This is a genomic window from Mitsuaria sp. PDC51 (genome assembly GCF_900113225.1).
Lineage (GTDB): Bacteria > Pseudomonadota > Gammaproteobacteria > Burkholderiales > Burkholderiaceae_C > Roseateles.
Genome location: NZ_FOZE01000001.1, coordinates 1,201,354 through 1,225,518, shown reverse-complemented (window position 1 = coordinate 1,225,518; position 24,165 = coordinate 1,201,354). Strand labels below are relative to the sequence as shown.

The window sequence follows — 24,165 nt, the reverse complement described above, 5'->3', positions numbered from 1 at the left end:
ACCCGGTGGTGCGGGGGCCACGGACCTTTTGTAGCTTGGATTGGACCGAAAACCCGATGTCCTCGCCTGGAGAAGTAGGGGCGATTCTCCGCTCAGTTTTGTAACTGGGACCACACCTTTTCCAGGCGCTTGACGCTCACCGGCTGCGGCGTTCTCAGTTCCTGTGCGAAAAGGCTCACCCGCAGCTCCTCCAGCTGCCACCTGAAATCGTCGATCCGGGCATCCGGCGTGCCCTTGAGTTCCGCCACGCGGCGCGACCAGCGCTGCTCCAGCGGCCGCAGCTCCGACAGCAGCTTGGCGTCGCGCGCCGCGTCCGCGCGCAGCTTGTCCAGCCGCAGCGTGATCGCCTTGAGGTAGCGCGGGAAGTGCTGCAGCTGGCTCCAGGGCGTCTGCAGCACGAAGCGCTTGGGCATCAGGCGCTGCAGCTGCGCCTGGATGTCGTCGACGACTTCCTTGGAGGCCGAGCGCGTGTCCTTGAGCTTGCGCAGCGCGCCCTGGTACTCGATCAGGACGTTGAACGCCAGCCGCGCCACTTCCTGAGCGATCAGGTTGAGCCGCGCGCGGCCTTCCTCGACGCGGGCCTTGAAGCTGAATTCATCGGTGGGGAGCGGGTCGGCGAGGAAGGCGCGGTCCAGGGCGACAGCGACGATCTGGTCGCGCAGTTCCTCGGCGGTGCCCAGGCTCATGTAGGCGACCGCCATCTGGGTCAGGTCGGGGATGTTCTTCTCGAGGTACTTCAGCGGCTCCTTGAGCTGCAGCGCGATCAGGCGGCGCAGGCCGGCGCGGTGCTTCGCGGCGGCGAGCTCGGGTTCGTCGAAGACTTCGATCTCGACGTGCGCGCCCTTGTCGATCAGCGCCGGGAAGCCGATCAGGGTCTGGGCGCCCTTGCGGATCTCCATCAGCTCGGGGAGCTCGCCGAAGGTCCAGGCGGTGAAGGTCTTCGTCGCTTCGGCGGCGGGCTTGGGCGGTGGAGCCACCGTGGCCTTGATGCCGCGGGAGGGTTGGGCGGCTGAGGAAGAGGCTGATCCTTCGGCGGGCGCTGCCCTCACCCCTGCCCTCTCCCGCGAGCGGGAGAGGGAGTTGAGACCCGCGCCCGCACCAGCGGCAGCGCCTGCGGCCTTGCCTGTGCCTGCGTCGGCATCGGCGCGGGCATCGGCGCTGGTGGCGGTGTCGGTCGACGGGGTCGAGGATTGCAGCTTCAGCGCGGCGAGGGCCTGGAAGGCGGAGCGGGCCTGGCCGCCGAGTTCCGCCTTGAGCGTGGCCAGGTTGCGGCCCTGGCCAAGCTGGCGGCCGTGCTCGTCGACGACGCGCAGGTTCATGAACAGGTGAGCGGGCACCTGCTCGAGCTTGAAGTCGTTGCGCTGGACCGCCAGCTGCGTGCGCTCCTTCACCGCCTTGAGCAGCACCTCGACCAGGTTGCCCTGGGCGAAGGGATGCAGCTCGACGAACTCGGCGACGAACTCGGGCAGCGGCGTCAGCCGGGCGCGCGGCTTCTGGTGCAGGCTCTTGAGCAGCGCGGTGACCTTGGCCTCGAGCATGCCGGGCACCAGCCAATCGGCGCGCTCGTCGCTGACCTGGTTCAAGGCGTAGATCGGCACGGTGACGGTCAGGCCGTCGCGCGCGTCGCCGGGCTGATGCAGGTAGGTCGCCGTGCAATCGACGCCGCCCAGCCGGATCGTCTTCGGGAACGCATTGCTGGTGACGCCGGCGGCCTCGTGCCGCATCAGCTCGTCGCGGCTCAGGTGCAGCAGCTTGGGATCGGCCTTGCTGGCCTCGCGGTACCACTTCTCCAGCGTCGCGCCCGAGTACACGTCGGCCGGCAGCTGCTGGTCGTAGAAGGCAAAGATCAGCTCGTCGTCGACCAGCACGTCCTGCCGGCGCGACTTGTGCTCCAACTCCTCGACCTTGGCGATCTGCTTCTGGTTGTGCGCCAGGAAGGGCAGCCGCGTCTCCCAGTCGCCATTGACCAGCGCCTCGCGGATGAAGATCTCGCGCGCGGCGGCGGCGTCGATGCGGCCGAAGTTCACGCGCTTGTTGTTGTAGAGCACGATGCCGTAGAGCGTCGCGCGCTCCAGCGCCACGACCTCGGCCGCTTTCTTCTCCCAGTGCGGCTCCAGCAGCTGGGTCTTGATCAGGTGGCCGGCGATGCCCGGCAGCCATTGCGGCTCGATCGCCGCGATGCCGCGCCCGAACAGCCGCGTCGTGTCGACCAGCTCCGCCGCGACGATCCAGCGGCCCGGCTTCTTGCTCAGGTGCGCGCCCGGATGACGCCAGAACTTGATGCCGCGCGCGCCCAGGTACCAGTCGTCGTCATCGGCCTTGACGCCGATGTTGCCCAGCAGGCCCGCCAGCATCGACAGGTGGACCTGCTCGTAGGTCGCGGGCGCGCCGTTCAGACGCCAGCCGTGCTCGGCCACGACGGTGTGCAGCTGCGAGTAGATGTCACGCCACTCGCGCACGCGGCGCGGGCTGACGAAGTTGTCGCGCAGCAATTGCTCCTGCTTGCGGACGGAGAGCTTGTGTTCCCCTTCCCCTCCCCGCGCGTCGCCGAGCCACTTCCACAGCTTCAGATAGCCCATGAACTCCGACTTCTCGTCGTCGAACTTCTTGTGCTTCTCGTCGGCCTGCTGCTGTTGCTCGGCCGGGCGGTCGCGCACGTCCTGGCCGGACAGGGCGCTGGCGATGATCAGGATCTCGCTGAGCGCGTCGCGCTTGCGGGCCTCCAGGATCATGCGGCCCACGCGCGGGTCCAGCGGCAGCTTGGACAGCTCGTTGCCCATGGGCGTGAGCTCGTTGCGCTCGTCGACGGCGCCCAGCTCGTTGAGCAGCTGGTAGCCGTCGGCGATGGCCTTGCGCGGCGGCGGCTCGATGAAGGGGAAGTCCTCGACCTGGCCCAGGTGCAGCGCCTTCATCCGCAGGATCACACCGGCCAGCGAGCTGCGCAGGATTTCCGGATCGGTGAAGCGCGGCCGGCCGAGGAAGTCCTTCTCCTCGTAGAGCCGCACGCAGATGCCGTTGCTGACGCGGCCGCAGCGGCCGGCGCGCTGGTTGGCGGCAGCCTGGCTGATGTTCTCGATCTGCAGCTGCTCGACCTTGTTGCGGTAGCTGTAGCGCTTGACGCGCGCCAGGCCGGGATCGATCACGTAGCGGATGCCGGGCACCGTCAGCGAGGTCTCGGCGACGTTGGTCGCCAGCACGATGCGCGGCTGGCCGTGCGGCTGGAAGACGCGGTTCTGCTCCTGCTCGGACAGACGCGCGAACAGCGGCAGCACCTCCACGCCGGGCGGGTGATGCTTGCGCAGCGCTTCGGCGGCCTCGCGGATCTCACGCTCGCCGGGCAGGAAGACCAGCACGTCACCGCGCCCTTCGCGCCAGAGTTCGTCGACCGCGTCGCAGATGGCGTCGTTGACGTCGTACTCGCGGGACTCCTCGAAGGGGCGGTAGCGCTGCTCGACCGGGAACAGCCGCCCAGAGACCATCAGCACCGGCGCGGGCCCCTTCGCGGACGCGAAGTGCTGCGCGAAGCGGTCCGCGTCGATGGTCGCGGAGGTCACGATGACCTTCAGGTCGGGCCGGCGCGGCAGGATCTCGCGCAGGTAGCCGAGCAGGAAATCGATGTTGAGGCTGCGTTCGTGGGCCTCGTCGATGATCAGCGTGTCGTAGGCCTGGAGCAGCGGATCGGTCTGGGTCTCGGCCAGCAGGATGCCGTCGGTCATCAGCTTGACCGAGGCGCCGGGCTGCAGCCGGTCCTGGAAGCGGACCTTGTAGCCGACCACGTCGCCCAGCGGCGACTTGAGCTCCTCGGCGATGCGCTTGGCGACGCTGGAGGCGGCGATGCGGCGCGGCTGCGTATGGCCGATCAGGCCGCCGCCGTTGCCGCGTCCGCGGCCCATGGCCAGCGCGATCTTGGGCAACTGCGTGGTCTTGCCCGAGCCGGTCTCGCCGCAGACGATCACGACCTGGTGCTCGGCGAGCGCCCGCATGATCTCCTCGCGGCGGCCGGAGACGGGCAGCGATTCGGGGAACTCGATCGGCGGGATCGGGTTGGCGGGAGCGGGAGGCCGAGGAGCGGCCTGCTGGCGCGGGCGGCGCGGCGGACGCGGGGCGCGATCCGTCTTCGGAGCCGCCGGGGCGGGGGCGTTGGTGTTCTGACTCACGGGGCGCGGATTATCTCGCGCCCCGCAAGCGGGAGCCGGTCGTCAGGCTGGTGGCATCTCGGCGTAGGTGATCACGTTGATCACTGCCCCTTGCGGATCCTGGAGCGTCGCCATCCGTCCCACGGTGGGCACCTCCATGATCTCCATCAGCACCTTGCCCCCCATCGCCTTGGCCTGCGCGACCGTCTCGTCGACGTTGTCGACGGTCACGTACACGCCCCAGGCCGGCGGCATGCCCTGCTGCGGACAGGCCATCAACCCGCCGATCGCGTCGTCCCCGCCCTTGGCGGTCTTGATCAGGTAATACGGCGGCGCCTCCGCTGGCCCGCCGGGCATCGGCATCACGTCGATCTTCCAACCGAACAGCTTGCCGTAGAACTCCGAGGCCTTCTTCGGATCGGTGGTCAGCAGCTCCGACCAGCTGAAGGCGCCATGGGTCTTGAAGACTTCCATCGTCTCGCTCCGGGGGGTGTTGTGGAGGCGCCATGCTCCGCCGCCGGACGGTGTCCCGCAAGTGACCTTCCCGCCGCGTTGGGGGGACAGCCTGTTGCACAATCCGCGCCCATGAGCCTGGTCTTCCCCCATACCTTCGTGCCGTGGTTTCGCGCGGTGGCCCCTTATATCCATGCGTATCGCGGAGAAACCTTCGTCGTCGGGATGACCGGGGAAATGATCGCGGCCGGCAAGCTCAACAGCTTCGTCCAGGACTTGGCCATCATGCATGCGATGGGCATCAAGATCGTGCTGGTCCATGGATTCCGCCCGCAGGTGAACGAGCAGCTCGCGCTCAAGGGCCACCAGCCGCAATACAGCCACGGCATGCGCATCACCGACGGCATCGCGCTGGACAGCGCCCAGGAGGCCGCCGGCCAATTGCGCTTCGAAATCGAAGCCGCCTTTTCGCAAGGCCTGCCCAACACCCCGATGGCCAATTCCACGGTGCGCGTCGTATCGGGCAATTTCCTGACCGCGCGCCCCGTAGGCATCGTCGACGGCGTTGATTTCAAGCACTCCGGCATCGTGCGCCGCGTCGATGCCGCCGCGATCCAGCGCGCCATCGATATCGGCGCCATCGTGCTGATGTCGCCTTTCGGTTTCTCGCCCACCGGCGACGCCTTCAATCTGATGATGGAAGACGTCGCGACCGAAACCGCGATCGCGCTGCAGGCCGACAAGCTGCTGTTCATGACCGAGGTCGAGGGCGTGCGCGAAAACCCCGACGATCCGGAAAGCGCGATCGACACGGAACTCGCGCTGGCCGACGCCAAACGCCTGATCGCGAAACTGCCGCCGCCGACGCAGCCGACCGACGTCGGTTTCTACCTGAAGTACTGCGTGAAGGCTTGCGAATCGGGCGTCGAGCGCTCGCACATCCTGCCTTTCGCCGTCGACGGCGCGATCCTGCAGGAGGTCTATACCCACGACGGCATCGGCACGATGGTGGTCGACGAGAAACTCGAAAGCCTGCGCGAGGCGACCCACGACGATATCGGCAGCCTGATCGCGCTGATCGAACCGTTCGAGCGCGATGGCACGCTGGTCAAGCGCGAGCGCAGCGAAATCGAGCGCGACATCGAGTCCTATACCGTCATCGAGCACGACGGCGTGATATTCGGCTGTGCGGCGCTGCATCCCTACCAGGAAGCGCGCACCGCCGAAATGGCCGCCCTCACCGTGTCCAGCGCCGTGCAGGGCCAAGGCGATGGCGAGCGCATCCTCAAGCGCATCGAGCAGCGCGCCAAGGCGATGGGCCTGACCAGCATCTTCGTGCTGACCACGCGCACCATGCACTGGTTCATCAAGCGCGGATTCCAGCCGGTCGACCCGAACTGGCTGCCCGAGGAACGCAAGCGCAAATACAACTGGGACCGCCGCTCGCAGGTCCTGGTCAAGAAACTCAGCTGACCCGGCGCCGCCGGCGCAACCCGCCCGGCGACGTCCCTTCCCCCCACTTTCTGAACATCGAGGTTTGATATGGCCCGCACCGTGCAATGCGTTTATCTGAAGAAGGAAGCCGAAGGCATGGACTTTCCCGTCTATCCCGGCGAACTCGGCAAGCGCATCTATGAGAACGTCTCCAAGGAAGCCTGGGCGGCCTGGATGAAGCACCAGACCATGCTGGTCAACGAAAACCGCCTGAATCTGGCGGACCAGCGCGCGCGCCAATACCTCGCGCGGCAGATGGAGCAGTTCTTCTTCGGCGGCGGCGCGGAACAACCCGCCGGATATGTGCCGCCGACGGCCTGATTTCCCCGCGGCGGTGCATCCCGGGATGCACCGCCACTCCCCGGTTTAGGGCATTTCCCGCCCACGCCCGGGGGACTTCCCTCCCCAATTCGTGCCACGGCCGACACGATTTTTGACAGACCGGCGCTGAAATCCCCAGGAAATGCGGGACAGCCCGAGAACCGGGCATTTACCCCCTTGCGGTGATACTCGATTCCCTGCCTATAATGCGGCAATCCCTTTCCGGGGAGCTGTTGAACTACGCGAGGAATTGCATAAATGGCATCGCTCAAAGACCTCCTGGCCCAGCGGGCCGCCCTCGAACAGCAAATCGCCGAAACCCAGGAACGTGAGCGTTCCGACGCGATCGCCAAGGTCAAGTCGCTGATGCAGGAATACGGCCTGTCGGTCGCCGACCTGACCGCGCGCGCGGCCAAGACCGGTACGGCGAAGTCGTCCAAGGTGGCGGCCAAGTACCGCAACCAGGCGACTGGCGAAACCTGGAGCGGCCGCGGTCTGCAACCCAAGTGGCTCAAGGCCGCGATCTCCGGCGGCGCCAAGCTGGAAGATTTCGTGATCTGACGCCCGCCGTTTCAGGCCCCGCTTGAAAGCCACCTTCGGGTGGCTTTCTGCTTTTCGGAGCCGCTTTTCGGAGTCGCTTTTCCTGCCGCCCTTCCCAGGGCATTCCCCCGGCTGCATTCTTTTTTCATTCCCCGCTGCATTTCCGACGGCGCTTCTGCCCGCGCCGTGCCGGCTCCGCGTCTTTGGGGGCCAGCCACCCCCATTCCGGGGGGCGCGCCCACCGCGGCAGGGAATGCGCTGACCGTCCGCGACAAGGCCACGGCTAGCATCCCGCCCGATTCCGCGCGCGACCCGCGCGCGGCGCGCCCCTCCTGAGCCGCTGCCGCCTTGAAGTCCGACATGTCCGCCCACGCTGGCTGGGCGCTGCCCGCAGCGCCGCGCCGCCTGCCCGCGTCCGTCCCGACGGCGCTGCTGGTCGCCGCCACCCTGGCGCTGCTGCTGGCGGGCGCCTGGTGGCCCGCCTGGCGCGCGGTCGCCTGGTGGCTGTTGCCGCTGCTGGGACTGGGCGTCGTCCTGCAGGGCCGGATGGAACGTCGCCGCGCGCTCGACGAGCGCCGCGAATGGCGCACCAAGATCGACAGCGCCGGCCTGTCGCTGGCGCAATGGATCCCGGGCGGATCGATCGCCGCCTCGGCCGGCTGGGAGGCGCGCCTCGGACCGCCGGATCCGGCCGCGCCGCTGGCCTGGCTGGATCGGGTCCATGCGGTCGACCGGATGAAGCTCGAGGAGCTGCTGCCGGCGCTGCTGAAGGGCCCGGCGCTCGAGCGCGCCTCAGCCGGGCGCCCCGACGCCGCGGGCGCGGCCGATGCGCTGCACCATCCGCTGCGCCTGCCCGGCGACGACGGCGACTGGGTGTGGCACGAGCTGCGGCTGCGCGTCGTGCGCCGCGATCCGCGCGGCCACGCCCGGCGGGTGCTGGCCAGCCTGCAGGACATCCAGTGGCGCCGCACCGCCGAGGAACGCCAGCGCCTGAGCAGCGGCCTGTTCCAGCACCTGCACGAAGGCCTGGCGATCACCGACCTCGACCACCGGCTGCTCGACGCCAACCCGGCCTACTGGTCGCTGATGGGCGAGCTGCTCGAGGCCCCGACGGGGCTGGTCATCGAGGACGACGGCCCCTTGCCCGACACGGCCGAGGCGCTGCGCCGCCAGCTGCTGGGCCGGCCGGCGCTGCCGATGGAGGCGGCGCAGCTGCATCGCAGCGGCCACGACCTCGACGCGATCGCCGAGGCGCTGGCCGATCCCGCCGGCCACTGGCAGGGACTGGTGAAGGTCCGCGCCGCCGGCGGCCCGCCGCGCACGCTGCGGCTCACCGTGTCCTCGATCCCGGAGCCCGAGGGCCCGCCGCGCTACCGCGTGCTGGCGCTCAGCGACCTCACCCAGGACCTGCAGCGGCAGCAGGCGCTGGAGCGGATCGGCCGCTTCGACCTGCTGACCGGCCTGCCCAACGAGCAGGAGTTCCAGCGCCGCCTGCAGGCCGCGCTGCAGGCCAGTCGCGATGTCGGGCCCGGCTCGATGCTGTGCATCGCGCGGCTGGACCTGGATGGCTTCGCCGCGTTCAACCGCCGCCATGGCGCCGCGCGCGCGGACCAGGCGCTGCGCGAGCTCGCTCGTCGGCTGACGACGGCGCTGCGCCAGCAGCCGCAATGGTCCGACGAGGTGGCCCGGCTCGGCGGCGACGAGTTCGGCCTGCTGCTGCGCGTGCAGAGCCCCGCGGAGGCGCAGTTGGCGCTGGAGCGCCTCGTCCAGGTGGTGCGCCGGCCGATCGACGCATCGCCGGGCCACGCCCCGGCCGACGCCGCTTCGGTGGCCGAGGAGACGCCGACTTCGCCCATGGGCTTGGACAGGGACAGTGACGAGGACGGGGACGCCCGCGACGACGACATCTTCGGCAGCGCGGCGGGCACGCCCGGCGACGTGCTGCGGCTGAGCGCGAGCGTCGGCGCGACGCTGTACCCGCAGGATGGCGGCGAAGCCGAGACCCTGATGCGCCATGCCGCCCATGCGCTGTACCGCGTCAAGCGCAGCGGTCGCGACGGCGTGCAGTTCTTCGACGTCGAGAAGCGCCGCAGCCGCGAGGCGCAGGCCCAGGCCGCGCAGCGCGTGCAGCAGGCGCTGGAGGCCGGCGAGCTGTGCCTCCACTACCAGCCCAAGCTGGACCTCGTCACCGGCGAGCTGCTGGGCGCCGAGGCGCTGCTGCGCTGGCATCACCCGCAGCGCGGGCTGCTGGCGCCGGCGGCCTTCCTGCCGTCGGTGGAGCGCAGCGGCATGGCCGCCGCGCTCGGGCACTGGGTGCTGGAACAGGCGCTCGCGCAATGCGGGCGCTGGCGGGCCGAAGGCCTCGAGCTCACGCTCAGCGTCAACATCAGCCCGCGTCACCTGGCGGCGCCGGATTTCCCGGCACGGCTGGCCGCCCTGCTGGCCCGCCATCCGGAAGTCCCGCCGCAGCGGCTGGTGCTGGAGCTGCTCGAGTCCAGCGCGCTTGACGACGTCGTGCTGGCGCGCCGCCTGCTCACCGACTGCAAGCGCCTGGGCCTGTGGCTGGCGATGGACGACTTCGGCACCGGCTACGCGACGCTGTCGGTGCTCAAGCAGTTGCCGCTGGACCAGCTGAAGATCGACCGCTCCTTCGTCCAGACCATGCTGGTCGACCCGCAAGACCGGGCGCTGGTGCAGGGCGTGATCGCGCTGGCCGGGCAGTTCGGCTGCGAACTCGTGGCCGAGGGCGTCGAATCGGCGGCGCATGCGCGGGCGCTGGTCGAGATGGGCTGCCGCGTCGGCCAGGGCAGCGGCCTGTGCGAGCCGCTGCCGCCGCAGGCGCTGCTGGACTGGGCGCGGCAGCGCGGCGCCGTCGCCCGCGGCCGCGAAAAGCCGCCGCAGGCCATCACTTAAACTCCTGCGGTGATCCCGCCCGGCTTTATTCAGGACCTCCTGGCCCGCGTCGACATCGTCGACATCGTGGGCCGCCATGTCGACCTCAAGAAGGCCGGCATCAACCACAAGGGCCTGTGCCCGTTCCACGGCGAGAAGACCCCGAGCTTCACCGTCAGCCCCTCGCGCCAGACCTTCCACTGCTTCGGCTGCGGCCAGCACGGCAACGCCGTCGGTTTCCTGATGGAGCACCTGGGCATCGGCTTCATCGACGCGGTCCGGGACCTGGCCCAGCAGGCCGGCATGCAGGTGCCCGAGGACGACCGCAGCCCCCAGCAGCGCGAGCAGGAAAAGGCGCAGAAGCAGCGCCAGGCCACGCTCACCGAGATCCTGGCCAAGGCCGGCCAGCACTACCGCCAGCAGCTCAAGGGCAACCCGCGCGCGATCGAGTACCTCAAGGGCCGCGGCCTCACCGGCCAGATCGCGCTGCAGTTCGGCCTGGGCTATGCGCCCGATGGATGGCGCTCGCTGGCCAGCGCCTTCCCGTCCTACGACGACCCGCTGCTGGTCGAGACCGGCCTGGTCATCCTCCAGGACGACCCCGGCAAGAGCGAGGCCGAGCAGCGCCGCTACGACCGCTTCCGCGACCGGGTGATGTTCCCCATCCGCAACGTGCTGGGCGAGGTCATCGGCTTCGGCGGGCGCGTGCTCGACAAGGGCGAGCCCAAGTACCTGAATTCCCCGGAGACGCCGGTCTTCCACAAGGGCAAGGAGCTGTACGGCCTCTACGAGGCCCGGCCCGCGATGCGCCGGCGCGGCTATGCGCTGGTGGTCGAGGGCTACATGGACGTCGTGGCGCTGGCGCAGCACGGCTTCGGCAACGCGGTGGCCACGCTTGGCACGGCCTGCACGCAGGACCATGTGCAGAAGCTGTTCCGCTTCACCGAGTCGGTGGTGTTCAGCTTCGACGGCGACGCCGCCGGCCGACGCGCCGCGGGCCGGGCGCTCGAGGCCGCCCTGCCCCACGCCAACGAGACGCGGACGATCAAGTTCCTCTTCCTGCCGACCGAACACGACCCCGATTCCTATGTCCGGGAACTGGGGGCCGACGCCTTCGAGCGCTGCGTCGAGGGCGCCGTGCCGCTGTCGCGCCAGCTGATGGAGACCGCCGCCGACGGCTGCGACCTCGGCACGCCCGAGGGCCGCGCCAGGATGCTCAGCGTCGCCAAGCCGCTGTGGGCGGCGCTGCCCGAGGGGCTGCTCAAGCGCCAGCTGCTGGGCGAGCTGGCGCGGCGCGCTCAGCTGCCGGACGCGGAACTGCAGGCGCTGTGGGCCAACGCGCTCCCGCCGGCCGCGCCGGGCACTCGTCCGCGCGCGGATCGGCCCGCCGCGGCGCCCGCGCCGAGACCGGCCGCGCGCGCGGTCGCTCCGTCGACCGACGGCAGCCACGAAGACCCGTATTTCGACATCCCCGCCTCGGCCTATGGCGACGAGGGCTCGCATGGACCGGACGAGGTCCACATCCCGCACGATCTCGACGCGGGCGTCGCGTCCGGCGGACCGCCGCCGGGCCAGTCCCAGCGCAAGTGGGAACCCAAGGGCGACTTCAAGGGCAAGGGCGGCAAAGGCAAGTGGAGTGGCAAGGGCGAGTGGCGCAAGCGCGACCAGGACCCGACCATCGGCATGCCGCTGGAGCTGCCGCCGGCGCCGATGAACCTCGCGGTCCGGATGCTGCTGCTGCACGGCGAGCTCTGGCACCAGATCGGCGAACAGGACCTGCAGCTGCTGCATGAACTGCCCGGCGAACATGGGCAGCTGATCGCCTGGCTTGAGCGCTTCCTGGTCGACAACGGCCCGACGCCCTGGGCGGTGCTGCAGGTCGCGCTGCAGGAAGCGGACCTGATGGACCTCGCCCAGCGCGTCAGCGGCGGCCCGCTGACCGCCCCGCCCGGCGACGAGCACCTCGAGGCGGAATTCCGCGAAACCCTGCGCAAGCTGTGGATCGGCAAGCTGCAGGCGGACGCCGACCGCATCGCCCGCAGCCCGCAGCCGGACATGGCGCGCTTCCAGTCGCTGCAGCGGCAGATCCGCGACCTGAAAGCGGTTTAAGGGCGGTTTGAGGGCGCCCGATGGGCGTTCCATGGGCGCTCTTCGGGGCGGTTGAATCCGCCTTTTTGACCAAACAACCGATTTCGCAGATAATCAAGGGTTTTCGCGCGTCAAGAGTGACCGCAGCGCCAACCGGTCCCCGGCCCCCCAGCTGACCCTGGGTTCATATCCAAAGTGGCCAACCTTTACCGCCTGGGCTGCAACTTCAACGGTTCACGCTAGCCTTCACGCGCCAAGCCTTGAATGGCGGTCGGTTCGTCCCGACCTGTCGTCCAGGGCACGAGTTCGAGCCGCCTGGGCTCGTCGCGCCGCATAGCCCGCAAGTGCCGGGAGTTTGTGGGCGCCGGCGACGCAGGTGGCCGTTTGCATTGCCTGCATCACCGCGAATTTCCCCGCATTCACCTACTGGCCCCGAGCCACCGAGGAACTGCATGACCGCCAAAAAGACCGCGTCCAAGGCCGCCGCCGCAGAAACCGAAGAAGTCAAGAAGCCGGCCGCGAAGGCCGCCGCCAAGACCACCAAGACCGCCACCGCTTCGGCCGATGACAAGCCCAAGCGCGGCCGCAAGCCCAAGGCCGAGACCGAGTCGAAGAAACCCGCCGGCAAGGCCAAGGTCGAGGAAGAGGACGAGGACTTCGGCGACGCGGACGCCGACGGCGAGGTCGAGGGCGACGGCGAGGCCGACGCGGAAGTCGAGACCGCCGAGGTCGAGGAGCTGGGCGAGGACAAGCCCAAGGCCAAGCCGCTGCGCATGAAGGTCAGCCGCGCCAAGGAGCGCGCGCTCATGCGCGAGTTCGGCCTGGACGAGACCGCGCTCACCGAAGAGGAAGTCGCCAAGCGCCGCCAGGAGCTCAAGACCCTCATCAAGATGGGCAAGACGCGGGGTTTCCTGACGCATCAGGAAATCAACGACCACCTGCCCGAGAAGCTGATCAACGAGGAAATCCTCGAGGCGATCGTGTCGATGCTCAACGACATGGGCATCGCCGTGTACGAGCAGGCGCCCGACGCCGCCACGCTGCTGATCCAGGGCTCGACCTCCCCGACGGCCACCGAGGAGGAAGCGGAAGAAGCCGCGGAAGCCGCGCTGTCGACCGTCGACTCCGAATTCGGCCGCACGACCGACCCGGTGCGCATGTACATGCGCGAGATGGGCACCGTCGAGCTGCTGACCCGCGAGGGCGAGATCGAGATCGCCAAGCGCATCGAAGGCGGCCTGCAGGCCATGATGCTGGCGATCAGCGCCTCCCCGACGACCATCGCCGAGATCCTGGCCATGGCCGCCAAGATCCGCGCCGGCGAGATGCAGATCTCGGAAGCCGTGGACGGCTTCGTCTCCGATGACGAGGCGGACGACTACGTCGCCGAAGAGGACTTCGACGAGTTCGACGAAGAGGACGACGACGACGGCGCCGGCGGCTCCAAGGCCCTGACCAAGAAGCTGGAAGAGCTGAAGAACGCGGCGCTGGTGAAGCTGGACTCGCTCGCGTCCAACTTCGACAAGATGCGCAAGGCCTTCGAGAAGGACGGCTACAAGTCGGCCAACTACAACAAGGCCCAGGCGGCCATCAGCGCCGAGCTGATGACGATCCGCTTCACCGTCAAGACCATCGAGAAGCTGTGCGACATCCTGCGCTCGCAGGTCGACGACGTGCGCCGCTTCGAGCGCGAGATCCGCAAGATCGTCGTGGACAAGTGCGGCATGCCGCAGGACCACTTCATCAAGACCTTCCCGCCCAACGTGCTGAACCTGCAGTGGGCCGAGAAGGAAGTGGCCTCGGGCAAGCCGTACGCGAACATCATGTCGCGTAACCTGCCGGCCATCCAGGAGCTGCAGCAGAAGCTGATCGACATCCAGGGCAAGGCGGTGGTGCCGCTGGACGACCTCAAGGGCATCAACAAGCGGATGAACGAGGGCGAGAAGGCCTCGCGCGACGCGAAGAAGGAAATGATCGAGGCCAACCTGCGCCTGGTCATCTCGATCGCCAAGAAGTACACCAACCGCGGGCTGCAATTCCTGGACCTGATCCAGGAAGGCAACATCGGCCTGATGAAGGCGGTGGACAAGTTCGAATATCGCCGCGGCTACAAGTTCTCGACCTACGCGACGTGGTGGATCCGTCAGGCCATCACGCGCTCGATCGCGGACCAGGCCCGCACCATCCGCATCCCGGTTCACATGATCGAGACGATCAACAAGATGAACCGCATCTCGCGCCAGCATCTGCAGGAGTTCGGCTTCGAGCCGGACGCGCCGACGCTGGCCGAGAAGATGGAGATGCCGGAGGACAAGATCCGCAAGATCATGAAGATCGCCAAGGAGCCGATCTCCATGGAAACGCCGATCGGGGACGACGACGACAGCCACCTGGGCGACTTCATCGAGGACACCAACAACACCGCGCCGATCGAAGCCGCCATGCAGGCCGGCCTGCGCGAGGTGGTGAAGGACATCCTCGACAGCCTGACCCCGCGCGAAGCGAAGGTGCTGCGCATGCGCTTCGGCATCGAGATGAGCACGGACCACACGCTGGAGGAAGTCGGCAAGCAGTTCGACGTCACCCGCGAGCGCATCCGCCAGATCGAAGCCAAGGCGATCCGCAAGCTCAAGCATCCGAGCCGCTCGGACAAGCTGCGCACGTACTTGGACAATCTCTGATTGCCCAAGGACGTGCCCGCCGCAGGCGGATGACGACGCAGTCGGCATGCAGCGAGCGGCGAAGCCACAAGCTGCGCACCTACCTGGACAACCTGTAAATCCCCCGCCCCTTCGGCGGCCAGACGGCCGTCGAACTTCGGGCACCGGGTTTGCCTCCTCGACCGGCCACCGTCTTCGGACGCTGGCCGGTTTTTTCATGGCCGGGGCTGTCGCCCCGGGCGTGCTCCGGCATTCGCCCGCCCGTCGGGGGAGAGGTGTCGCACCCGGGCCGACAGGCCCCCGAGGCGAGGGCTAATCACCACGCGGCGCCGAGGGTGGCGCGGCTACACTGAGACTTCCTTCACACCTCAGCTCCAACAAGGCCGATGACCCAGATCCGCGAGCGCTCCGTCCTGTTTGCCGACCTGCGCGGCAGCACGGCGCTGTTCGAGACCCTGGGCAACGCGGAGGCCTCGGGGCTGGTGACGCAGACGGTCGCGCTGATCGGCCAGGCGGTCGACGAGAACCGCGGCGACATCATCAAGACCCTGGGCGACGGCCTGATGGCCGCCTTCGACAACCCGCGCGACGGTATCAAGGCCGCGATGCGGATGCAGGAGCTGCTGGTCAAGACCTCGGCCCGCAGCGAGCGGCTGCGCCACACCCACCTGCAGATCGCGCTGGCGCGCGGCGAGGTGGTCGAGATCCACGGCGACTGCTTCGGCGATGCGGTCAACGTCGCGGCCCGCTTGCTGGACCATGCCGGCGATGGCGAGACCGTCGTCACCGCCGAGGTGGTGCACGGCCTGACCAGCGCGCAGAAGTCGCGCTTCCGCAGCCTGGACCACATCAGCGTGCGCGGCCGTGCCGAGCCGGTCCACATCTACGTGCTGGACCAGGGCCGCGGCGACGCGGCGGCGACGCAGTTCGGCGAGATCGTCCGCAGCGCCGCGCCCGAGGGCATCCGCCTGGTCTGGCAGGACCTGGACCGCGTCTTCGACATCGAGCAGATGCCCATCGTGCTGGGCCGCAGCACGCAGGCGACCTACTGCATCACCGACGTCCGCGTCAGCCGCTCGCATGCCCGCATCGACTGGCAAGGCAGCAGCTTCAGCCTCACCGACCTGAGCTACAACGGCACCTTCGTGCGCTTCGGCGCCGGCGGCCAGACGCTGAGCCTGCGCCGCGGCTCCTGCACGCTGCACGGCGCGGGCGCGATCGGCCTGGGCGGGCCGCCGTCCGAGACGCAGGCGCCGACCGTGCGCTTCGAGGTACTGCACCTGGCCGAGGCCGCCTCGCCGATGCTGATGCGCCGCGGCGGCCTCTGAGCGCGCCGCGCGACCGCCCCGCCATTCCCTGTCCTTCCTTCTCCTCGCCGGATGAGCTTCCGTCCCGAACCCGACCACGTCCATGGGCGCGCGCCGACGATCGGCGTGCTGCTGGTCAACCTGGGCACGCCCGACGCGCCCACGCCCGAGGCCACGCGCCGCTACCTGGCGCAGTTCCTGTCCGACCCGCGCGTCATCGAGATCCCGAGAGCCGCCTGGTGGCCGATCCTGCACGGCGTGATCCTGCGCACCCGGCCGGCCAAGTCGGCGAAGAAGTACGCCAGCATCTGGACCAAGGACGGCTCGCCGCTGCTGGTCTGGACGAAGAAGCAGGCCGCGCTGCTGCAGGGCCAGCTCGGCGAGCAGGGCCACCGCGTCAAGGTGCTGCCGGCGATGCGCTACGGCAACCCGTCGATCGCGTCGCAGCTCGACGCGCTGCGCGCCGAGGGCGCCACGCGGGTGCTGGTGCTGCCGGCCTATCCGCAGTACTCGGGCGCGACCACCGCCAGCGTCGTCGACGACGTGGCGCGCTGGTCGCTGGCGCATCGCCACCTGCCGGAGTTCCGCTTCGTCAACCGCTACCACGACGACCCGCGCTACATCGCCGCGCTGGCCGACAGCGTGCGCGCCCACTGGAAGGCCGAGGGCCGCGGCGAGCTGCTGCTGATGAGCTTCCACGGCATGCCCGCGCGCACGCTGGCGCTGGGCGACCCCTACCACTGCGAGTGCCTGAAGACCGGCCGCCTGCTGGCCGAGGCGCTGGGACTGTCCGACGCCCAGTACAAGGTGAGTTTCCAGAGTCGCTTCGGCAAGGCGCGCTGGCTGGAGCCCTACACCGAGCCCACGCTGCGCGAGCTGGCCGGGCGCGGGCTGAAGTCGGTCGACGTGGTCTGCCCCGGCTTCTCGGCGGACTGCATCGAGACGCTGGAAGAGATCGACATGGAAGCGCGCGAAGCCTTTCTGCACAGCGGCGGCCAGCGCTTCAGCTACATCCCCTGCCTGAACGATCGCCCGGCCCACATCCGCGCGCTCGCGGCGATCGCGACCCAGCACCTGCAGGGCTGGCCGACGACCGTCGTCCCCGACGAGGCGCAGGCCGCCGCCCTCGCCCGCCAGCGCCAGGCCGCCACGGCCGCCGGCGCCGCTCGCTGACGACGACGGCGCGCGGTCGCGCCTCTGCCACGAGGGCGGCATGCCGACGCCGTCCCATCGTGCGGCCGGCCAACAAGGTCCCGATGAAGCGCCAATGAAGAAGGGCCCCCGCAGGGGCCCTTCGCGCGTCCGGCGCGGCGCTCAGCCGAGCGCGGTCGCCGCCTGTTGGCGCGCCTTGCGCGCGCCCAGCCACTTCAGCGCGCGCGGCAGCAGCAGCACGATCACCACGACGGCCAGCAGCCCCGCCGAGAGCGGGCGCTCGAAGAAGACGCCCCAGTGGCCGCCGCCGATGGCCACGCCGTTGCGCAGGTGCGCCTCGGCCAGCGGGCCCAGGATCATGCCGACGACGACCGGCGCGGTCGGGAAGTCGAAGCGCCGCATCACCACGCCCATCGCGCCGATGGCCAGCATCAGGTACAGGTCGAAGGCGCTCTGGCGCATGCCGTACACGCCCACGGTCGCGAAGATCAGGATGCCGGCGTACAGCGGCGCGCGCGGGATGCGCAGCAGCTTCACCCACAGGCCCACCAGCGGCAGGTTCAGCACCAGCAGCATCACGTTGCCGATGTACAGCGACGCGATCAGCGCCCACACCAGCGCCGACGAGGTGGTGAACAGCTGCGGCCCGGCCTGGATGCCGTAGTTCTGCAGCGCCGACAGCAGGATGGCCGCCGTCACCGAGGTCGGGATGCCCAGCGTCAGCAGCGGCACCAGCGTGCCGGTCACCGCCGCGTTGTTGGCCGCCTCGGGCCCGGCCACGCCTTCGATCGCGCCGGTGGTGCCGAACTCTTCCTTGTGCTTGGACAGCTTGCGCTCGGTCGCGTAGCTCAGGAAGGTCGGGATCTCGGTGCCGCCCGCCGGGATGACGCCGAACGGGAAGCCCAGCCCGGTGCCGCGGATCCAGGCCGGGATCGAGCGCTTCCACTCCAGGCGCGTCATGTGCACGCGACCCATGGTGTTCATCATCAGGTTGCTGCGGCCTTCGTAGAGCGCGACGTAGAGCGTCTCGCCCACCGCGAACAGGCCGACCGCGACCAGCACCGTCTCGATGCCGTCCAGGAACTCGGGCACGCCGGCGGTGTAGCGGATCTGGCCGGTGATCTGGTCCTGGCCGACCAAGCCCATCGCCAGCCCGATGAACAGCGCCGTCATGCCGCGCAGCGTGCTCTGCCCCAGCACCGCGCTGACGGTGGTGAAGGCCAGCAGCATCAGGCAGAAGTACTCGGGCGGGCCCAGCGTCACGGCGAAGTCCGCCAGCACCGGCGCGAACAGCGTGACCAGCACGGTGGCGATGGTGCCGGCGAAGAACGAGCCGATCGCCGCGGTGGCCAGCGCCGCGCCGGCGCGGCCGTGGCGGGCCATCTTGAAGCCCTCCAGCGCGGTCACCATGGTGCCGGTTTCGCCGGGGGTGTTGAGCAGGATGGAGGTGGTCGAGCCGCCGTACATCGCGCCGTAGTAGATGCCGGCGAAGAAGATCATCGACGCGGTCGGGTCGACCTGCGCGGTGATGGGCAGCAGCATCGCCACGGTCACGGCCGGGCCGAGGCCGGGCAGCACGCCGATGGCGGTGCCCAGCGCGCAGCCGATGAAGGCCCACATCAGGTTCGCGCCCGAGGCGGCCGTGGCGAAGCCGCCCATCAGGTGGGTCCAGAGGTCTTGCATGTCAGGACTCCAGGAGGCTCAGAGCCAGCCGCCGGCGGTGAGGGCCGGCAGGTTGAGGGCGAGCAGCTTGTTGAAGAGCCAGAACACCGGCGCGGCGATCAGCAGCCCGGTGACGACGTCGATGAGGAGCTGGCGCGCGCCGCCGTGGCCCTTGCCCTCGGCGCGGCGCAGGCCGCGCACGGCCAGTACGAAGCACAGCGTGCAGGCGAGCACGAAGCCGATCGTGGTGATCAGCGCCGCGTTGGCGATGACCGCGCCGGCGACCCAGGCGGCCGACACCCAGTCGGCGCGCGGTGCGCCCGAGGGCGGCTCCATCTGGCGGAAGCCGCCGGTGCGGGACTCCCACACCAGCCAGGCGCCGCAGACGATCAGCACCACCGCGACGAACCACGGCAGCGCGTTGGGACCGACGCCGCCGTAACCGGCGTCACCGGGGATGGCGGCGGCGCCGATGGCCATCACCGCGCCGACGACGACCGCGCCCACGCCGACCAGGGTCTGGTACAGCGGATGCGGGGTGGTGTCGACGACATCCGGCGCCGAGGGCGCCGCGCCGGGCACGGTGGCGGTCGGGTGGCCGGCCACGGCCTTGGAGGAAGAATCGGACATGGCGGGCCTCCCGGGATCAGACCATGCCGGACTTGTGCATGATCGCGCGCAGCGACGCGAACTCGGCGTCGACGAAGTCCTCGAAGGCCTTGCCGGTCAGCACGGCCGGCGTCCAGCCGTTCTTCTCCAGCGCCTCGGTCCAGGCCTTGGACTTGGTCGCCTTGACGACCATGTCGATCAGCACCTGACGCTGCTGCGGCGTGATGCCGGGCGCGCCGTAGACGCCGCGCCAGTTGCCGATCTCGACGTTGTAGCCGAGCTCCTTCATGGTCGGGATGTCCAGGCCCTTGATGCGCTGCGGCGCGGTGATCGCGATCGGGCGCATCTTGCCGCTCTCGATGTAGGGCTGGAACTCGCTGTAGCCGCTGCCGCCGATGGAGACGTTGCCGCCCAGGATCGCGGCCACCGCCTCACCGCCGCCGCGGAAGGCGACGTAGTTGACCTTGGTCGCGTCGACACCGACCTCGCGGGCCAGCATGGCCGCGGCGATGTGCTCGGTGGCGCCGCGCGAACCGCCGCCCCACTTCACCGAGCCGGGGTCCTTCTTCAGCGCCTCGACCACGTCCTTCATCGTCTTGAAGGGCGAGTTGGCCGGCAGCACGAAGACGTTGTATTCGCTGGTCAGGCGCGCGATCGGCGTGGCCTGCGTCAGCGTGACCGGCTGCTTGCTGGTGATCAGGCCGCCCAGCATCACGGCACCCATGACCATCATCGCGTTCGGATCGCCCTTGGCGGCGTTGACGAACTGCGCCAGGCCGATGGCGCCGGCGGCGCCGCCCTTGTTCTCGAAGGTCACCGCGCCGGCGGCGCCGGCGTCCTGCAGGGCCTTGCCCAGCGCGCGACCGGTGATGTCCCAGCCGCCGCCCGGGTTGGCGGGCACGAGGATCTTCAGCGCCGCGGCGGCCTGCGCGCTCAGCGGCAGCGCGCCCGTGGCGCCCAGCGCGGCGAAGGCGGCCGCGGACTTGAGGAACTGGTCTCGACGCATGCTCGTGTCTCCTTGGTTGTCGGCGCCGGGGCAGAGCGCGCACCCGACGTCGTTGTGCCGCGCATCGTGCACATGGCGGCTTTCATTCGGCTGTCGGGAAGCTCAGGGTTGACCCTGAGCGGCGGCCGCGCGGCCGCTGGCGGACACTGCCGATCATGAGGTTGCTTTTCGTCGAAGACAACGCCGCGCTGCAGACCACGGTGGCCCGCTCGTTCGAGCGCCGCGGCATCCAGGTGCTGGGCTTCTCCGAGGGTCGGCCGGCCCTGGAGCGCTGGCGCGCGCAGCCGCCGGACGTGGTGCTGCTGGACCTGTCGCTGCCCGACATCGACGGCCTGGAGTTGCTCTCGGCCGCGCGCGCCGCGCAGCTGGCCACGCCGGTGATCATCCTGACCGCGCGCGGCACCGTGGGCGACCGCATCCTCGGCCTGAACCTGGGCGCCGACGACTACATGCCCAAGCCCTTCGACCTGGATGAACTCGAGGCCCGGGTGCGCGCCCTCGCCCGCCGCAGCCGCGGCGCGGGCGGTGCGCCGGCGACCGCCGGCGCGCACGAGGACGAGGCCTTCTGCGGCCTGCGCGTGGACGCCGACAGCGGCGCGATCTACCACCTGGGCCTGCCGCTGGACCTGCCGCCGCGCGAGGCCGCGCTGCTGCGCGCGCTGCTGGCGCGACCGGGCCAGGCGGTGGCCAAGGAACGGCTCACCGAGATCGTCTTCGCCGACGACCTGGACGTGCAGCCCGACGCGGTCGAGGTCGTCGCCTACCGGCTGCGCAAGCGGCTGCCCGCGGACGGCGCCCGGCTGGTCACGCTGCGGGGACTGGGCTACCTGCTGAAGGCGCCCGACTGAACGGCGCGAGGTGCGGGGCGTGAGCGACGTGAGCGGCGTGGAGGTCAAGCGCGACGCGGCAGGCGCGCGCGGCATCGAGGGCTCGAGCAGCGCGGCGGGCGACCGCGCGAGCGGCGAGCCCCGGACCTGGGCAGCGCGACCGTGGCCGCGGCGACGCGGACGCGGGCTGAGCTCGATGCGCAGCCGGCTGCTGCTGGGCATCCTGGTGCCGGTGGGGCTGCTGATCGGCGCCAATGCGCACCGGCTCTACCAGGACGCGCGGCGCGCCATCGACACCGCCTACGACCGCACGCTGCTGGCCTCGGCCAAGACCATCGGCGAGCAGCTCGACGTGCAGGGCTCGCCCGACGCGCCGCGGCTCGTCTCCGAGGTGCCCTACGCGGCGCTCGAGGCCTTCGAGGCGGACAACCGCAGCCGCATGTTCTATCGCGTCACCGGCTTCCAGGGCGAATGGGTGTCGGGCTTCGACGACCTGCCCGCCTGGCACGGCAGGCTGCCCGACCGCGGCGCCTACGCGGCGCTGGTCGATTTCTACGACGACGTCTACCAGGGCGAGCCGGTGCGCATCGCGGTGCTGAAGCAGCCGGTGGCGGGCGCGGCCGGCCTGGGCGTGGCCACGATCCAGGTCGCCGAGACCCTGGAGATCCGCCGCACGCTGGCGCGCCAGGTGCTGGTCTCGACGCTGTGGCGTCAGGCGGCGCTGCTGGCGGTGATCGCGATCGTGGTGTGGGGCGTGGTGCTCTTCGCGACGCGGCCGGTGCGGGCGCTCAGCCGCACGATCGCCGCGCGCGCCGACGACGACATCGATCCCATCCCGATGCCGGGCGTGCCGGCGGAACTCGCGCCGCTGGTGGCCGCGATCAACGAGGCCTGGCACCGCCAGGCCGGGCTGCTCGCCCACCAGAAGCGCTTCGTGCGCGACACCTCGCACCAGCTGCGCACGCCGCTGGCGGTGCTCAAGGCGCAGGTGCAGTCGGCCCGGCGTGGCGACGTGCCGGCGGCGCAGGCGATCGACGAGATCGGCGCGACCGTCGACGGCGCGACCGCGCTGGCCAACCAGATGCTGGCGCTGGCCAAGGTCGAGCAGCTGCGCCAGCAGGGCGACCCGCCGCGGCTGGACCTGGCGGCGACGGTGCGCGAGGTGGCGCTGGACCTGGCCCCGCTGATCGCCGACGCCGAACTGGACTTCGAGCTGTCCACCGAGCCCGCGCCGGTGCGCGGCCATGCCTGGGCGCTGCGCGAGCTCGCCCGCAACCTGCTGCACAACGCGCTGCGGCACTGCCCTCGCGGCGGCCGATTGGCGGTCGCGGTGACGCTGCGCGGTCGCGAGGCCGACGGCAGCGGCGCGACGGCCGGCGTCGTCGAGCTGCGCATCGGCGACAGCGGGCCCGGCATCCCGGCGTCGCTGCGGGCCAAGCTCGGCCAGCCCTTCGCGGCCGGGCCCAATGGCGGCTCGGGACTGGGGCTGGCGATCTGCCGGGAGATCGTCGGCTCGCTGGGCGGCACGCTGGCGCTGGACAACCGCGAGCGCGACGGGGTCATCGAGGGCCTGGACGCCGTGGTGCGGCTGCCGGCGGCAGCATCGACCGACGCCGGTCCGGCGTAGGACAATCCGCCCCCTGATGCCTGCCTCCCACCGTTCCTCCTCCGAGCTGACCAGCCTGCGCCTGGACAAGTGGCTCTGGGCCGCCCGCTTCTACAAGACCCGCTCGATCGCCGTCGAGGAGATCGGCAAGGGCCGCGTGACCGTCAACGGCCAGGCGGTGAAGGCCTCGCGCGAACTGCGTCCCGGCGACATGGTGCAACTGCGCCAGGGCGTGGTGGCCCGCGAGGTCAAGGTGCTCGGTCTCAGCAGCGTCCGCGGTCCGGCGCCGGTCGCCCAGACGCTGTACGAGGAGACGCCGGACAGCGTCGCCGCCCGCGAACGCGCGGCCGAGGCGCGCCGCCTGGCCCCCGAGCCGGCCGACACCATCGTTCAGGGCCGCCCGACCAAGCACGACCGCCGCAAGCTGGCCGAGTGGGACGACCGCTGGAGCGCCAGCATCGACGAATGACGCCGATCCCCCTCCCCCGAAGTCCCCGGTCGCAAAACCGTGAAAGGACGACAGTGGTTGGGGACGGCATGGCTTGGGGTTTCGGCGCTGGCCGCCGGGGCCCCAAGCCATGGCGGCCAACGCCCCGACCTCCGCAGTAAGAAGCGCCACTAGCAGGCCCCCGGCTTGCCCGCGCACCGATGCCAAAATCCCCCTCTTGAACTTCCGGCCATGAGCCCCAGATGCGGCGGGTCGCCCGACGCAGACCGGCTCCCACCGACGCCGGTCCCCTTCCGAAGAGAAGTCGGGCTCCGCTTTGGGGCCATCCAACCATGACGACTGACAACCAACAACCCGACCCGACGCTGGACGAACTGACCCAGCAAGCTGCCGCCGCGGCCGCCGCCTCGGTGCCCGAGACGCTGGAGGCCAAGCTCGCCGACACCGAACGCCGCCTGGCCGAGATGTCCGACGCCTATCTGCGCGCCAAGGCCGAAGTCGAGAACACCCGCCGCCGCGGCGAGGAAGACACCGCCAAGGCCCGCAAGTTCGCGGTCGAGGGCTTCGCCGACGCGATGCTGCCGGTGGTGGACAGCCTGACCGCCGCCATCGCCCGCCCGGACGCCAGCGTCGAGCAGGTGCTCGAGGGCGTGCATGCCACGCTGCGCCAGCTGCAGTCCGCGCTGGAGCGCAACAAGGTGCTGGAGATCAATCCGGCCGCCGGCACCAAGTTCGACCCCCACCAGCACCAGGCGATCTCGATGATCCCGGCGGAGCAGGATCCCAACACGGTCGTGACCGTGCTGCAGAAGGGCTTCCTGATCGCCGACCGCGTGCTGCGCCCGGCGCTGGTCACCGTGTCCGCCCCCAAGTAAGCACAGCGAAAAATCGATCGGGGCCCTTGAACCCGGCGAAGTTATCCACAGATCAGCAGCATCCCGGAACGTTGTTTCAGCCGCTCGCT

Annotated in this window: 17 protein-coding genes; 12 read left to right on the top strand and 5 right to left on the bottom strand. The window is 70.0% G+C overall.

Annotated elements, in window-relative coordinates:
- Positions 1-92: 92 nt before the first annotated feature.
- The gene (gene hrpA / locus BM393_RS05350) at positions 93-4,157 is read right to left on the bottom strand and encodes an ATP-dependent RNA helicase HrpA (RefSeq protein ID WP_175538193.1); all 4,065 of its coding nucleotides are present in this window, start codon (positions 4,155-4,157) and stop codon (positions 93-95) included.
- Between the two features lie 42 nt (positions 4,158-4,199).
- A complete protein-coding gene (locus BM393_RS05345; protein ID WP_091723190.1) occupies positions 4,200-4,610 on the bottom strand; it encodes a VOC family protein in 411 nt (136 codons plus the stop codon).
- 111 nt (positions 4,611-4,721) lie between these two features.
- Between BM393_RS05345 and argA the strand changes: the two genes are divergently transcribed.
- The 8 genes from argA to hemH all read left to right on the top strand — a co-directional run bounded on the left by argA (position 4,722) and on the right by hemH (position 17,064).
- A complete protein-coding gene (argA, locus tag BM393_RS05340) occupies positions 4,722-6,062 on the top strand; it encodes an amino-acid N-acetyltransferase (protein WP_091723187.1) in 1,341 nt (446 codons plus the stop codon).
- A gap of 69 nt (positions 6,063-6,131) precedes the next feature.
- Positions 6,132-6,404 carry an oxidative damage protection protein gene (locus BM393_RS05335; protein ID WP_091723184.1) on the top strand — a complete coding sequence of 91 codons (273 nt, stop codon included), beginning with the start codon at positions 6,132-6,134 and terminating at the stop codon, positions 6,402-6,404.
- Between the two features lie 258 nt (positions 6,405-6,662).
- Entirely contained in the window at positions 6,663-6,965 is a 303-nt protein-coding gene (locus BM393_RS05330; RefSeq protein ID WP_091723182.1) for an H-NS family nucleoid-associated regulatory protein, read from the top strand.
- Positions 6,966-7,304: 339 nt separating this feature from the next.
- Positions 7,305-9,857, top strand: a complete 2,553-nt coding sequence (locus tag BM393_RS05325) for a bifunctional diguanylate cyclase/phosphodiesterase (RefSeq protein ID WP_091723180.1) — start codon at positions 7,305-7,307, stop codon at positions 9,855-9,857.
- Between the two features lie 9 nt (positions 9,858-9,866).
- A complete protein-coding gene (gene dnaG, locus BM393_RS05320) occupies positions 9,867-11,945 on the top strand; it encodes a DNA primase (RefSeq protein ID WP_091723178.1) in 2,079 nt (692 codons plus the stop codon).
- A 431-nt stretch (positions 11,946-12,376) separates the two neighbouring features.
- A complete protein-coding gene (gene rpoD / locus BM393_RS05315) occupies positions 12,377-14,605 on the top strand; it encodes an RNA polymerase sigma factor RpoD (protein WP_091723176.1) in 2,229 nt (742 codons plus the stop codon).
- A gap of 365 nt (positions 14,606-14,970) precedes the next feature.
- The gene (locus tag BM393_RS05310; protein WP_091723173.1) at positions 14,971-15,912 is read left to right on the top strand and encodes an adenylate/guanylate cyclase domain-containing protein; all 942 of its coding nucleotides are present in this window, start codon (positions 14,971-14,973) and stop codon (positions 15,910-15,912) included.
- A 51-nt stretch (positions 15,913-15,963) separates the two neighbouring features.
- Positions 15,964-17,064: a ferrochelatase gene (gene hemH / locus BM393_RS05305; protein ID WP_091723171.1), complete on the top strand. Its 1,101-nt coding sequence runs from the start codon at positions 15,964-15,966 to the stop codon at positions 17,062-17,064.
- Between the two features lie 141 nt (positions 17,065-17,205).
- On the opposite strand, the gene BM393_RS05300 is transcribed toward hemH, so the two are convergent.
- Genes BM393_RS05300 through BM393_RS05290 form a run of 3 tightly spaced genes read right to left on the bottom strand, consistent with a single transcriptional unit; the run spans position 17,206 to position 20,320 of the window.
- Positions 17,206-18,726 carry a tripartite tricarboxylate transporter permease gene (locus tag BM393_RS05300; protein ID WP_091723168.1) on the bottom strand — a complete coding sequence of 507 codons (1,521 nt, stop codon included), beginning with the start codon at positions 18,724-18,726 and terminating at the stop codon, positions 17,206-17,208.
- An 18-nt stretch (positions 18,727-18,744) separates the two neighbouring features.
- Positions 18,745-19,335, bottom strand: coding sequence for a tripartite tricarboxylate transporter TctB family protein (locus BM393_RS05295; protein WP_091723165.1), 591 nt, complete (start codon positions 19,333-19,335; stop codon positions 18,745-18,747).
- Positions 19,336-19,351: 16 nt separating this feature from the next.
- Positions 19,352-20,320 (bottom strand): tripartite tricarboxylate transporter substrate binding protein, encoded by a 969-nt coding sequence (locus BM393_RS05290; protein ID WP_091723163.1) that lies wholly within the window; start codon positions 20,318-20,320, stop codon positions 19,352-19,354.
- Between the two features lie 155 nt (positions 20,321-20,475).
- Here BM393_RS05290 and BM393_RS05285 point away from each other — a divergent pair, with 155 nt between their 5' ends.
- From BM393_RS05285 to grpE, 4 genes are all read left to right on the top strand, one after another.
- Positions 20,476-21,168 carry a response regulator transcription factor gene (locus BM393_RS05285; protein ID WP_091723161.1) on the top strand — a complete coding sequence of 231 codons (693 nt, stop codon included), beginning with the start codon at positions 20,476-20,478 and terminating at the stop codon, positions 21,166-21,168.
- Between the two features lie 175 nt (positions 21,169-21,343).
- On the top strand, positions 21,344-22,774 hold the full coding sequence (locus BM393_RS05280; RefSeq protein ID WP_091725062.1) for a sensor histidine kinase: 1,431 nt from the start codon (positions 21,344-21,346) through the stop codon (positions 22,772-22,774).
- A 16-nt stretch (positions 22,775-22,790) separates the two neighbouring features.
- Entirely contained in the window at positions 22,791-23,222 is a 432-nt protein-coding gene (locus tag BM393_RS05275; RefSeq protein WP_091723159.1) for an RNA-binding S4 domain-containing protein, read from the top strand.
- A 311-nt stretch (positions 23,223-23,533) separates the two neighbouring features.
- The gene (gene grpE / locus BM393_RS05270; RefSeq protein WP_091723155.1) at positions 23,534-24,076 is read left to right on the top strand and encodes a nucleotide exchange factor GrpE; all 543 of its coding nucleotides are present in this window, start codon (positions 23,534-23,536) and stop codon (positions 24,074-24,076) included.
- Positions 24,077-24,165 lie beyond the last annotated feature (89 nt).